The organism is Falsiroseomonas sp. E2-1-a20 (assembly GCF_051433195.1).
Classification (GTDB): Bacteria; Pseudomonadota; Alphaproteobacteria; order Acetobacterales; family Acetobacteraceae; genus Falsiroseomonas.
In genome coordinates this window covers 86,625-98,518 of the sequence record NZ_JBHMFT010000003.1, presented here as the reverse complement: position 1 = coordinate 98,518, position 11,894 = coordinate 86,625, and the positions used below count along the sequence as shown (strand labels likewise).

The 11,894-nt window shown below is 69.7% G+C and carries 12 protein-coding genes; 7 read left to right on the top strand and 5 right to left on the bottom strand.

Translation table 11 applies throughout. From position 1 onward, the window contains the following. Nucleotides 1-4: 4 nt before the first annotated feature. Genes ACFHPP_RS05060 through ACFHPP_RS05040 form a run of 5 tightly spaced genes read right to left on the bottom strand, consistent with a single transcriptional unit; the run spans nt 5 to nt 4,544 of the window. Nucleotides 5-706, bottom strand: a complete 702-nt coding sequence (locus ACFHPP_RS05060; protein WP_437162175.1) for an ABC transporter ATP-binding protein — start codon at nt 704-706, stop codon at nt 5-7. Further along, nucleotides 699-1,448, bottom strand: coding sequence for an ABC transporter ATP-binding protein (locus ACFHPP_RS05055; protein ID WP_437162174.1), 750 nt, complete (start codon nt 1,446-1,448; stop codon nt 699-701). Before ACFHPP_RS05055 ends, ACFHPP_RS05060 begins: the two co-directional genes overlap by 8 nt. Continuing rightward, nucleotides 1,445-2,386 (bottom strand): branched-chain amino acid ABC transporter permease, encoded by a 942-nt coding sequence (locus ACFHPP_RS05050; protein ID WP_437162173.1) that lies wholly within the window; start codon nt 2,384-2,386, stop codon nt 1,445-1,447. The genes ACFHPP_RS05055 and ACFHPP_RS05050 overlap by 4 nt, the downstream gene beginning before the upstream one ends. After that, nucleotides 2,383-3,261 carry a branched-chain amino acid ABC transporter permease gene (locus ACFHPP_RS05045; RefSeq protein WP_437162172.1) on the bottom strand — a complete coding sequence of 293 codons (879 nt, stop codon included), beginning with the start codon at nt 3,259-3,261 and terminating at the stop codon, nt 2,383-2,385. The genes ACFHPP_RS05050 and ACFHPP_RS05045 overlap by 4 nt, the downstream gene beginning before the upstream one ends. A gap of 44 nt (nt 3,262-3,305) precedes the next feature. Further along, nucleotides 3,306-4,544: an ABC transporter substrate-binding protein gene (locus ACFHPP_RS05040; protein WP_437162171.1), complete on the bottom strand. Its 1,239-nt coding sequence runs from the start codon at nt 4,542-4,544 to the stop codon at nt 3,306-3,308. Between the two features lie 239 nt (nt 4,545-4,783). On the opposite strand from ACFHPP_RS05040, the gene ACFHPP_RS05035 reads away from it, so the two are divergent. The 7 genes from ACFHPP_RS05035 (at nt 4,784) to phnD (ending at nt 11,820) form a co-directional block, all read left to right on the top strand. Beyond that, nucleotides 4,784-4,975: a hypothetical protein gene (locus ACFHPP_RS05035; protein ID WP_430671352.1), complete on the top strand. Its 192-nt coding sequence runs from the start codon at nt 4,784-4,786 to the stop codon at nt 4,973-4,975. 2 nt (nt 4,976-4,977) lie between these two features. Continuing rightward, nucleotides 4,978-5,871: a DMT family transporter gene (locus ACFHPP_RS05030; protein ID WP_437162170.1), complete on the top strand. Its 894-nt coding sequence runs from the start codon at nt 4,978-4,980 to the stop codon at nt 5,869-5,871. A gap of 136 nt (nt 5,872-6,007) precedes the next feature. Continuing rightward, nucleotides 6,008-7,027 carry an ABC transporter substrate-binding protein gene (locus ACFHPP_RS05025; RefSeq protein ID WP_437162169.1) on the top strand — a complete coding sequence of 340 codons (1,020 nt, stop codon included), beginning with the start codon at nt 6,008-6,010 and terminating at the stop codon, nt 7,025-7,027. An 84-nt stretch (nt 7,028-7,111) separates the two neighbouring features. After that, a complete protein-coding gene (locus ACFHPP_RS05020) occupies nt 7,112-8,602 on the top strand; it encodes an amidohydrolase family protein (protein WP_437162168.1) in 1,491 nt (496 codons plus the stop codon). A 2-nt stretch (nt 8,603-8,604) separates the two neighbouring features. Further along, nucleotides 8,605-9,384: an SDR family NAD(P)-dependent oxidoreductase gene (locus tag ACFHPP_RS05015; RefSeq protein WP_437162167.1), complete on the top strand. Its 780-nt coding sequence runs from the start codon at nt 8,605-8,607 to the stop codon at nt 9,382-9,384. Further along, complete coding sequence (locus tag ACFHPP_RS05010) at nt 9,372-10,808, top strand: dihydroorotase (protein WP_437162166.1); 1,437 nt, start codon at nt 9,372-9,374, stop codon at nt 10,806-10,808. Before ACFHPP_RS05015 ends, ACFHPP_RS05010 begins: the two co-directional genes overlap by 13 nt. A gap of 55 nt (nt 10,809-10,863) precedes the next feature. Next, nucleotides 10,864-11,820: a phosphate/phosphite/phosphonate ABC transporter substrate-binding protein gene (gene phnD, locus ACFHPP_RS05005; RefSeq protein ID WP_437162165.1), complete on the top strand. Its 957-nt coding sequence runs from the start codon at nt 10,864-10,866 to the stop codon at nt 11,818-11,820. Nucleotides 11,821-11,894 lie beyond the last annotated feature (74 nt).

Below are 11,894 nucleotides of genomic sequence, written 5' to 3'. Positions count from 1 at the left end.
TTCCCTAGAGACCGAGATAGGCGCGCTTCAGCTCCGGGTTCTCCCGCACCTCCGCCGCGCGCCCGGACAGGGCGAAGCCACCATGTTCCAGCACATAGGCACGATCCGCCAGGTCGAGCGACTGCGCGACGTTCTGTTCCACCAGCATGATGGCGAGCCCTTCGCCATGCAGCCGCCGCACCAGGCCGAACATCTCCTCCACCAGCAGCGGCGAAAGGCCGAGCGAAGGCTCGTCCAGGATCAGCAGCTTCGGCTCCGCCATCATGCCGCGCCCGATCGCCAGCATCTGCTGTTCGCCACCGGACAAGGTGCCCGCCCCCTGCGCCACCCGTTCCCGCAGCCGCGGAAAGACGGCAAAAACCTTCTCCAGGTTCCGCGCCCGGTTCGCCCTGGCGCGGCGGTAGGAGCCGAGTTCGAGGTTTTCCCGCACGTTCAGGTTGGGGAAGATCTTGCGGCCTTCCGGCACCTGGATCAGCCCGCGCGCCATCACCTGCGCCGGCGACAGGCCGGTGATCCGCTCGCCCTCGAAGCGCACCTCGCCGGAGCGCGGCTTGACCAGGCCGCTGATGGCCATGTTCAAGGTGGTCTTGCCGGCGCCGTTGGAGCCCAGCACGGCGACGATCTCGCCACCCGTCACATCCAGCGAAACGCCTTCGAGCACCCGCGTCAGCCCGTAGCCCGCGACCAGGTCCCGCACCTCAAGCATGTGCGTTGCCCGCAAGCCGGGCCGCGGCGCCATGGCCCAGATAGGCCTCCACCACCGCCGGGTTCGCCACCACTTCCGCGGGCGTGCCACCCGCGATGATGCGGCCCTGCGCCAGCACATGCACGGACTCGCACAGATTCATCACCGCCTGCATGACATGCTCGATCATCAGCACCGTCACGCCGCTGTCGCGGATGGCGCGCACCACCGGAACGATGTCACGCACCTCGGAGGGGTTGAGCCCGGCCAGCACCTCGTCCAGCAGCAGCAGCCTGGGCTGCGTCGCCAGCGCCTTGCCGAGTTCGACGCGCTTGCGGCCGGAGACGGTGAGCGCCGCGGCGGGCTTGTCGAGTTCACCCCGCAGCCCGACCTGCTCCGCCACCTGTTCCGCCGCCGCGATCGCATCCGCGCGCCGCCGGTGCCGCAGGAAGGCGCCCACCGCGATATTCTCCCGCACGCTGAGGCCGGCGAAAGGCTGCACGATCTGGAAGGTGCGCGAAAGCCCGTCCTGCGCCAGAAGATGCGGCGCGCGACCGGTGATGTCCGCACCGCGCCACAGCACCTGCCCGCTGGTCGGCTTCTGGAAGCCCGAGGCGATGGCGAACAGCGTCGTCTTACCGGCGCCGTTGGGGCCGATCAGCCCGGTGATGCTGCCCTCCGCGACGGTGAAGCTGGCGTCGTTCACTGCCAGCAGCCCGCCGAAGCGCATGGAGACGTGGCGGATTCGCAGGAAGGCACTCATCGCCGCCACCGGACGAAGCGCAGCAGGTGGCGCGGCGGGAAGCGCACGACCAGGATCAGCAGCACGCCGAAGATCACCAGGTCGATGCCCGGGATGCGGCCGACCAGGGTGCGGGTGAATTCCGCCAGCGTGTGCAGGATGACGGCGCCGATCACCGGCCCGAACACCGTGCCCGCGCCACCGATGATCGGCGCCAGCAGCGCCTCCACGCTGATCCAGGTGCCGTAGGCGATGGTGCTGTCGAGATACAGGAAGTACTGCGCGTACAGCCCGCCCGCGGCGCCGGTGATGCCGGCGGACAGTGTGATGGCGGAGAGTTTCACCCGCAGCACGTCGACGCCCACGGCGCGCGCCGCCTCCTCATTCTCCCGCACCGCGACGAGCTGCGCGCCGAGGCGCGATTTCTCCAGCGCGCGTGTCAGCAGCAGCGCGAGGGTCACCAGCGCCAGCACCACCAGGTAGAACCAGCCGCGCGATTCGAACTGGAAGTTTGCGGCGCGCTGGTCGAGCGGAATCAGGATGCCCGCCGCGCCGCCGGTGACCGGCATGGCATTGGCCAGCACCCGGAACACCTCGGCGAAGGCCAGGGTGACGAGCGCGAAATAGCTGCCGCGCAGGCCGGAGCGGAAGGACAGCGCACCGATGATCCAGCCCACCACCGCCGCCGCGGCGATGCCGGCCAGGAAGGTGACATAGGCGTTCACCCCGTAGCGCACCTGCAATACGGCGGTCAGGTAGGCGCCTGTCCCGAAGAACGCCGCGTGGCCGAAGGAGTACTGCCCGCCGAACCCGCCCAGGATGTTCCACCCCTGCGCCGCCAGGGCCAGGATCAGCGTGAAGATCGCGAAATTCAGCAGCGTCCCGGCGGTGACGAACACCGGCAGCAGCGCCGCCACCGCGCCGAACAGCAGGATGGGCCAGACATCGCGCGGGCTCACGCCTTCGCCCCGAACAGGCCCGTGGGCTTGAACAGCAGCACCAGGATGAAGATGACGAAGATGCCCAACTGGCCGAGGCTGTCGCCGAGGTACAGGCCCGACAGGCTCTCGACCACGCCGATCACCAGCCCGCCCAGCAGCGCCCCCGGCACGCTGCCCATGCCGCCGAGCACGACGATGGTGAAGGCGACCAGCACGAAGGCGTTGCCGACGCGCGGGTTCACGTAGAACGAAGGCAGCAGCAGGCAGGCGGCCACCGCCAGGCACGCCGTGCCGATGCCGAAGGTCACCGCGTAGACATGGCCGACATCGATGCCGACCAGCGCTGCCCCGGTGCGTTCCTTCGCCACCGCGCGGATCGCCCGCCCGGTATCCGTCATGCGCAGCAGCACGAACAGCACCCCGGCTACCAGGAACGCCACGCCGAAGCCGACCAGCCGCGGGAAGGACAGCAGCATGGGGCCGAGTTCCACCACCTCCATCGCGTAGTCCAGCTGCACGGACAGCGTGTCGGATCGGAAGATCGCCAGCATGGCGTTCTCCAGCACGATGGACAGCCCCAGCGTCACCAGCAGGATGTTCTGGTCGTCGCCCCGGCTCGCCGGGCCGATCACCAGGCGCTGCACGCCGTAGCCGAGCGCGAAGAAGATGGGCACCAGCGGCAGGATCGCGACATAGGGGTCGAGCCCGAAGGCGGCCCAGGCCACCCAGGCGGCATACATCGCCAGCGTCAGCAGCGCGCCATGGGCGAAGTTGATGATGTGCAGCACGCCATAAACCAGCGTCAGGCCCAGCGCGACCAGCCCGTAGACCGCACCGGTGAGGAGGCCGTTCGCCACGGCCTCCATCACGATCTCAGGCGGAAACTTCAGCATGGGGCGCGCCTAGTTCAGGCGCGCCGGGCGGCGAGCGGAAGGCATCAGGCCGGCCAGGGGAACACGGCCTGTGCATCCGCGAAGTCGCGCGGGAAGATCACCTTGATGTCGTTGCCCTGCACCTGCGTATTCACCGCCTGGCCGGCCTGGTTCTGGCCGTTGACGAAGCGCGTCGGGCCATAGGGCATGATGTGGCGCGTGAATTTTTCATCCGTCGCCGCCAGCGCCTCGATCACCTTGTTGCGGTCGGCAGCCCCGGCACGTTCCAGCGCATCCGCCACCAGCATCACCGCCGAATAGTTCATCGGCGTGTTGTACAGCCAGAAGCGGTTCTGCGCTTCCACCGTGCGGCGCAGTTCCGCCGTCTTCGGCTTGCGTGGGTCGGCCCAGTGGTTCACGTCCATCACCAGGTTCGCGGCTTCCGGGAATTCCCGCACGAAGCGCTGGTTGGACGCCGCGCCGTTCAGCACGCAGTAGATGCCCTTCGGCCGGATTCGGCGCTGCTGCAGGGTGCGCGAGAGCAGCACGAACTCCGCATAGTAGCTCGACGGGATGATCAGGTCCGGGTTCAGCGCGCGGATGCGCAGCGCGATGTTGGACATGTCGCGCGCCGGGGTCGGGTGGCTGATCGTCTCCAGAACCTCGAAGCCGCGCTTCGGCAGTTCCGTCCCCATCAGCCGCGCCATGCCGGAGCCGAACAGCCCATCCTCATGCACCACGACGACGGTCTTCGCCGGCTTGCCGGCCGCGTCGTTCAGCGTGACCAGGTTGTCCAGCGCCGCGGCGGTGATGCTGCCGAAGCCCGGGCTGAAGCGGAAGGTATTGCGCAGCCCGCGCGTCACGATGGCGTCGGAGACGCCGACATCCGCGACATAGGGCAGGTCATAGCGCGACGCGGCCTGCGACGACGCAAGGCAGATCGGGCTGGCGAAGCCGCCGACCACGGCCACCACGCCCTCCCCGTTCATGCGCTCCACCTCGGCGGTGCCACCCTCGGGCGAGGACCGCGCATCGCCGAACACCATCTGGATCTGCGCGCCACCCAGCGCCTTGATGCCGCCGGTCGCGTTGATCTCAGCGATGGCCAATTCGGCGCCGAGGCGGCCATATTCGCCGTCCTGCGCCAGCGCGCCCGTCACCGGCTGCAGGATACCCAGCTTGATGGCGGCCGGCTGTGCCCGCAGCACGCCAGGTGCGGCCAGCGCGCCGAGCGATGCGCCCGCCGCGCCGAGCAGGACCGCGCGGCGCGAGGCCGTGGCAGAGGTTTTGAATGCGTTCGGCATTGTTCTCGTTCCCCGTTCGTCGTCCCAGGCCCGCGGCAGCCCGCGCAGGCGGAATATCTGCGCCTGACCGGTGCCGGAGGCAAGCGGCCGCGCCTGTGCAAACCGGTCGCCGCGGCCCATCCTGCCGCTCGGACAGGCAGCCTGCCGGCCGGTTGGGCAGGCTGGCCGCCGCGCGTTGACGCCCGCCGCGCCTGCCCCTAACCCATGCCCCCAACAACAGCCCCGGGAAGGTCACGCCGATGCGCTCGCATGAGGGCCAGTTCTCCGACAATCGCCCGATCCGCCGCTCGCCCCAGGAAAAGCGCCGCCTGCTGGCCGAGCTCAAGGAAACCCTGGCCGGGATCAAGCCGCACAACTCCCCGGCGCTCCGCACCACGCTGCTGGCGCGGATCAAGGAGCTGGAGGCCGAACTCGCCCCCGAACGCAAATAGGCGTGCCGGCGGCGTCCCCACCCTCGGCGGAGGGGCGCCGCGCCCTGGCCGGCATGGGCCTGATGCTGGCCTGCTGCCTGGTCTTCGCCGTGATGGGCGCCTGCTTCCGCGCCGCCATGCAGGATGGCCTGCCGGTGCCGCTGGTGCCCTTCGCCCGCGGCGTCTTCACCATCCTGATCCTGCTGCCCTGGCTGCTGCGCGCCGGGCCCTCCGCCCTCGCCACCCGCCGCCCCGGCGCCCACCTGGCGCGCTGCGCCGCCGGGTCGCTCAGCTTCATCCTGTCGATGTATGCGCTGCTGTGGCTGCCGCTGGCGGATGCGGTGGCGATCCTGCACGCCAAGCCGCTCTGGGCGCTGCCGCTGGCCTTCCTGCTGCTGGGGGAGCGGATCGGCTGGAACCGCGCCGTGGCCGGGGCGGTCGGATTTGCCGGGGTCCTCGTCATCGTCGGACCGCAGGATGCGCTGACCTCGGCGCCGTCCGCCGGCACCCTGGCGGCACTCGCCGGCGGGGCGTCCGGGGCCATGGTGCTGGTCGCGGTGAAGAACCTGTCCTCCACCGAGCCGCCCTCCCGCGTCGTCGCCTGGTATGCCATCGCCTCCGTCCTGGTCTGGGCGCCGGTTTCCGCCTTCGTCTGGGAGACGCCCTCGCTTCGCGCCCTGCTGCTGCTGGCGGCTGGGTCCATCTGCGCGGTGCTGGGCGACTTCCTGGCCTCCTGGTCGGCGCGGCGGGCGCCGGTCGGCGTGCTGGCACCCATGGAATACGTGCAGATCCCGGCCGCGGCGCTGATCGGCCTGCTGGTCTTCTCCGAGGTTCCGGGCTGGAGCCTGCTGTGGGGTACCCTCATCATGGTGGCCGCCACGCTGTACATCGCGCACCGCACCCATCGCGGCGGGTGAATTTGCCTTTCGAACAAGCAGATCGCCTGATTTACAGTCAATCCTCCGTCCATCTGGACCCCACAGCCGCGCCTCGGGCGGTGACAGTCGTGGATTCCAGGTTATGTTGCGCCCGCCCCTCGGAGGATCCCGCCCCATGCTGAACCGTCGCACCCTGCTCGCCACCGCCGCCGGCGCTGGCCTCGCCCTGCCCGCCATCCGCACCGCCCAGGCGCAGACCGCGCTGCGCTTCACGTTGGACTGGGCGCTCCAGGGCAACCACGGCATGTGGGCGCTGGCCGAGGATCGCGGCATCTTCCGCCGCGAACAGCTCGCCGTCCGCATGGACCGCGGCTTCGGCTCCGGCGATGCGCTGGTGAAGGTCGGCTCCGGCGCCTACGACATCGGCTTCGCGGATTTCTCCGGCGCGGTGAAGTTCAACGCGGAGAACCCGAACAGCCGCCTGGTCATGCTGTACCCGGTGTTCGACCGCACCGCGGCCGCCATCGTCACCATGAAGGGGCGCGGCATCGAGAAGCCGCAGGACGTGGCGGGCAAAAGCCTCGGTGCGCCGGAGGGCGAAGGGTCCCGCCTGCTGTTCCCCGCCTTCGCCAAGGTCGCCGGCATCGATGCCAGCCGCGTCCGCTGGACCTCGATGGCCGCCAACCTGCGCGACACCATGCTGCGCACCGGCCAGGTGGATGCCGTCACCGGCTTCCTGTTCACCGTCCACTTCAACCTGGTCGGCCTCGGCATCCCGGAAGACCAGATCCTGTCCTGGCCCTATGCCGAGAACGGCCTCGACCTGTATGGCTCGGGCGTCTTCGCCAAGGCCGAATGGATCGAGCGCAACCCGGAAGTCGCGGCCCGCTTCGTCAAGGCCTCGATCGATGGCCTGAAGCTGCTGCTCAACGACGTGACGGGTGGCATGGCGGCGCTGAAGCGGCGCGAGGCGCTGTTCGACGAGGCGCTGGAGGCCCGCCGCTTCGCCATGACGCGCGACCGCTCCATCATCACGCCCAACAGCCGCGCCGGCGGCATGGGCCACCTGGACATGGCGCGCGCCCGGCAGCTGGTGCAGGTGAATGCGGAGGCGCTGGGCGTCGCCAACCCGCCGACGGCCGAGAGCATGTTCACCGACCGCTTCCTGCCGCCGCAGTCCGAGCGGATGTTCTGACGAGCCCTCTCCCCTGAGCGGGAGAGGGTTGGGTGAGGGGGCCACAGCCACCCGCTCGATAAAGGCAGCAGGAGGCGCCGCATCATGGCCAGGACACTATTGACCGGCGCGCGGGTCCTCGCGCCCGACGCGCTCTCCACCAGCCTGTCGGAAATCCTGGTCGAGGATGGCCGCATCGCCGCCCTGCTGCCGCCGGGCAGCCGGGTCGAATCGGCCAAATCCTACGATGCCAGCAACCGGCTGGTGATACCCGGCCTGGTAAACGGCCACAGCCACAGCCATGGCGGCCTGTCCAAGGGTTCGGGGGACAAGTGGGACCTGGCGCTGCTGCTGGTGCACGGCGCCTGGATCAGCGGCGGCCGCCTGTTGCAGGACAAGTACCTGTCGAGCGCGCTGAACGCGGTGGAGAACCTCAAGAAGGGCTGCACCGCCGTCTACGACCTGCCGGCCGAACTGCCCTGCCCCACCGTGGATGGGCTGGATGCCATGGCGGAGGCCTATGCCGCCGTCGGCCTGCGCGCCGTGCTGGCGCCGATGCTGGGCGACCTCACCTTCTTCCAGGCCACGCCAGGCCTGATCGAGGCGCTGCCGGAGCCGCACCGCGCCCGCGCCGCAGGTCTCGCCACCTCGCCGATGACCCAGACCATCCAGGCGGTGGAGGAGATTGCCCGCGGCTGGTCGCATGAAGCGCGGGGCATCCGCTTCGGCTGTGCGCCGACCATCCCGCTGCACGGCACGGACGAATTTCTCCGGGCTTGCCGCAAGGTCTCGTCCGAGTACGGGCTCCCGATGCAGTCGCACGTCGCCGAAGCGCGCTACCAGGCCGCCGGCGGCGCGCTGCGGTATGAGGGGGCGACGCTGCTGGAACATATGGACCGGCTCGGCCTGGTGGGGCCGTGGTTCAGCGTCGCGCATGGCGTCTGGCTGACGGATGGCGACCTGGCGCTGCTGGCGGAACGCGGCGCCGGCATCTCGCACAATCCCGGCGCCAACATGCGGCTCGCCAGCGGCATCGCCCCGGCGCGGCGGGCGTTGGCGGCGGGCGTCACGCTCGGCATCGGCACCGATGGCTCCTCCTCCTCCGACAACCAGAACATGTTCGAGGCGATGCGCCTCGCGGCCTTCGCATCCCGGCTGTGGGAGGATGCGGAGGAGGCCGAGTGGCTCGGCACGGCCGAGACCTTCCGGCTGGCGACGCAGGGGTCCTCCAAGCTGATGGGCCTGGATGGCGGCACCATCGAGGCCGGGCGCAACGCCGATCTGGTGCTGCTCGACCTGCACCACATCAACTGGGCGCCGCTGAACGATGCCGCGAACCAGCTGGTCTGGACCGAGGATGGCAGCGCCGTGACCGACGTGATGGTCGGCGGCCAGTGGAAGCTGCGCAACCGCATCGTGCTCGGCATCGACGAGGCGAAGCTGGCGCAGGAAGCCAATGCGGCGGCGGAGCGCCTGCGCGAGGTCAACGCCAGCACGCGTGAGTGGTGCGAGGCGGTGGCGCCGCATGTCGCCTGCCATTGCCGGTCCATGGCGAAGGGGTGGACCCGTTCGAAGCGCCTTCTGAAGGCTGATTGATCATGTTGTTGAAGGACCGCGTCGCCGTCGTCACCGGCCCCGCCAAGGGCATGGGCGCCGCCTGCACGCTGCTGCTGGCCGAACATGGCGCCGACCTGGCGCTGGCGGGCCGCGACACCGCCGCCATCGAGCCTGTCGCCGAACAGGTGCGCGCCATGGGCCGCCGCGCCGAGATCTTCGCCTGCGACGTCACCGATGCCGCCAGCGTCGAGGCCATGGCCGCCGGTGCGCTTTCTGCCTTCGGCCGCTGCGACATCCTGGTCAACATCGCCGGTGGTCGTGGCCCGCTGGGCAAGACCTTCTGGGAAACGACGCCGGAGGAGTTCGACGCCATCCTGCGCCTGAACGTCACCGGCTGCTTCCTGACCATGCGCGCCTTCGCCCCCGGCATGATCGCGTCGAAATACGGCAAGGTGGTCAATGTCGGCGGCACCTTCGGGCTGCGCGGCCGGGCCGGAAGGGCCGCCTATTCGGCCAGCAAATGGGGCCTGCGCGGCATCACCAAATCCGCTGCGCTGGAACTCGGCCCGCACAACATCAACGTGAACTGCTGCTGCCCCGGCATGGTCGAAGGCCCGCGCTTCGAGGCGGTGCGCGCCACCATGGCAGCCCAGCAAGGCATCTCGGCGGAGGAAGCGCGCGTGCAGCACGCGGGCGAATACGCGCTGCGGCGCATCAGCACGGACCAGGACGTGGCGAATGCCGTGCTGTTCCTGGCATCTGACCTGTCGCGCCAGACCACGGGGCAGGATCTGGCGGTCGATGGCGGGTGGGTGATCTGATGCTGTGCGACCTGCTGATTGCCGGCGGCACCGTCGTCAACGAGACCGGGCGCTTCCGCGCCGATGTCGCGGTGAAGGACGGGTTCATCGTCTTCGTCGGCCATCCCGATTTCGCCCCGCCCGCCACCTGCACGCTGGATGCGACGGGAAACTACGTCATCCCCGGCGCCATCGACGTGCACACGCATATCCGCGAACCCGGCATGACGCAGAAGGAGGATTGGACCACCGGCACCCGCGCCGCCGCGGCCGGTGGCGTCACCACCATCTTCGACATGCCGAACACCGACCCGCCGGTCTGGTCGCTGGAGGCCTTCGCCCTGAAGCGGGAGGCGGCGGAGCGCCAGGCGCATGTCAATTTCGGCCTCTACGGCCTGCTCGACGAACGCTCGCTGGATGCGCTGCCGGCGTTGGCCGAGGCCGGAGTCATCGGGTTCAAGCTGTTCCTCGGCAACACCACCGGCAATTTGCCGGCGCCGAATGATGGCGCGGTGCTGGAGGGCTTCGAGATATTGGCCGAACTCGGCCTGCGCTGTTCGATCCATGCCGAGAACTCGCCCATGCTGTTCTGGCGCGAGAACCGCATGAAGGCGGCCGGGCGCGACGATGCCTTCGCGCATCTGGCGGCGCGGGCGGATATCGTGGCGCTGGAATCGCTGAACCGGTCCATCGTGCTGTCCGAATGGACCGGCGCGCGCATCCACATCGTCCACGAATCCTGCATGCGCTCCATTCCCGTCATCCGAGACGCCAAGGCGCGCGGCGTCCCGATGACGGTGGAGACCGGCCCGCAATACTTTCTTCTCGCCGCCGAGGACCTCACCGGCGACAAGGCGCGCATCGCCCGATTGAACCCGCCGATCCGGGAAGGCGCGCAGCGGCAGCCCATCTTCCAGGCCCTGGTCGACGGCACCATCGACATGCTCGGCACCGACCACGCGCCGCATGCCATGGCGGAAAAGCAGCACGCCAGCTTCTGGGACAATGCCTGCGGCTTTCCGGGCGTCGAGACGTCCATGCGCCTGATGCTGACCCAGGTGCACCAGGGCCGCATGACCATGGAACACTATGTCCGCATGGCCAGCGCCGCCCCGGCCCGCGCCTTCGGCCTGTATCCGCGCAAGGGCGTCATCCAGCCCGGGGCCGATGGCGACATCGCCGTGGTTGACCCCGGCCGCGAAGGCACCATCCGTGGCGCCGACCTGCAAAGCCTCCGCAGCCGCTTCACGCCCTATGAGGGCATGGAGACGGTGGGCGCCCCCATTGCCACCATCGTGCGCGGCCGCATCGTGATGGAGGGCGGCACGGTGCTGGACGCCCCCGGCTGGGGCCGGATGGAGCGGCCGCAGATGCCGAAGCCCGAGCCGCGCAACCTGGCCACCACCACCAAGGCGATCCTGCGGCCCGACGCGCAATCCTGGTGATTTCGCCGGGGCCGCGCGCTACCGTCACCATCCCGTCACCGAGGCACCGCACCCCATGCCGATCCGCCGCCGCGCCCTGCTCGCCACCGCCGCCCTCGCGCCCTTTGCCGCGCAGGCCCAGGTACCCGCCATACCCGCCAAGGGCCGCCGGCCCTGGGCGGAGCAGCTCGGGCAGATCCGCATCGGCATCCTGGGCGGGGAGAACGAGGCCGACCGCATCGGCCGCTACGGCGCCTATGGCCGCCTGATCGAGGAGACCTTCGGCGTCCCGGTCCGCCTGTTCCAGGCCTCCGACTATTCCGGCGTGGTCCAGGCCTTCGCCGGCAAGCACATCGAGATGGCGAGCATGTCGCCCGCCGCCTACGCCGCCTCCTGGATGGACTCCAACGGCAATGTGGAGCCCATCCTGGTGACGCAGGAAGCCGATGGCAGCACCAGCTATGTCGCGGTGATGTACACCCGCACCGACACCGGCATCACCAGCCTGGAGCAGATGCGAGGCAAGTCCATGGCCTGGGCCGACCCGAACAGCGCCAGCGGCTACCTGATCCCCCGCGCGGAACTCCGCGCCGCCGGCATCGTCCCGGAGCAGTTCTTCGGCCGCACCGGCTTCGCCGGCGGGCATGAACAGGCGATCGTCGCCGTGATGGGCCGGCAATTCGATGCCGGCGTCACCTGGGCGTCGGGCATCGGCGAGGCCTCCGAGGGCTTCACCCGCGGCATGCTGCGCTCGACCGCCGAGAAGGGCCTGCTGAACCTGCGCGAGCTGCGCATCATCTGGCAGTCGCGCCCGATCAAGAACGGACCGATCGTGGTGCGCAAGGACCTGCCGGATGCCTTCAAGGCGGACATCACCGCCTTCCACCTGGCGCTGCCCGCCGCGCATCCGGAGATCCACCGCGCCGTGGAGCGTGGCACCGTCACCGGCTGGGTGCCGACGCAGCATTCGGACTACGAGGTGTTCATCACCATGCGCCAGGAAGAAGCCGCGGCGCGGCGCCGGCGCAACTGAGCCCTGCAGAGCCCTCTCCACCCGCAGGGGGGAGAGGGTTGGGTGAGGGGGGCGTGCCGCTTGCGCGTCCACAC

What these genes read in the sequence shown, in the direction of transcription:
- phnD (WP_437162165.1), top strand. Translation starts at nt 10,864, where the DNA reads ATGCCGATCCGCCGCCGCGCCCTGCTCGCCACCGCCGCCCTCGCGCCC.
- ACFHPP_RS05035 (WP_430671352.1), top strand. Translation starts at nt 4,784, where the DNA reads ATGCGCTCGCATGAGGGCCAGTTCTCCGACAATCGCCCGATCCGCCGC.
- ACFHPP_RS05025 (WP_437162169.1), top strand. Translation starts at nt 6,008, where the DNA reads ATGCTGAACCGTCGCACCCTGCTCGCCACCGCCGCCGGCGCTGGCCTC.
- ACFHPP_RS05040 (WP_437162171.1), bottom strand. Translation starts at nt 4,544, where the DNA reads ATGCCGAACGCATTCAAAACCTCTGCCACGGCCTCGCGCCGCGCGGTC.
- ACFHPP_RS05045 (WP_437162172.1), bottom strand. Translation starts at nt 3,261, where the DNA reads ATGCTGAAGTTTCCGCCTGAGATCGTGATGGAGGCCGTGGCGAACGGC.
- ACFHPP_RS05060 (WP_437162175.1), bottom strand. Translation starts at nt 706, where the DNA reads ATGCTTGAGGTGCGGGACCTGGTCGCGGGCTACGGGCTGACGCGGGTG.
- ACFHPP_RS05020 (WP_437162168.1), top strand. Translation starts at nt 7,112, where the DNA reads ATGGCCAGGACACTATTGACCGGCGCGCGGGTCCTCGCGCCCGACGCG.
- ACFHPP_RS05055 (WP_437162174.1), bottom strand. Translation starts at nt 1,448, where the DNA reads ATGAGTGCCTTCCTGCGAATCCGCCACGTCTCCATGCGCTTCGGCGGG.
- ACFHPP_RS05015 (WP_437162167.1), top strand. Translation starts at nt 8,605, where the DNA reads ATGTTGTTGAAGGACCGCGTCGCCGTCGTCACCGGCCCCGCCAAGGGC.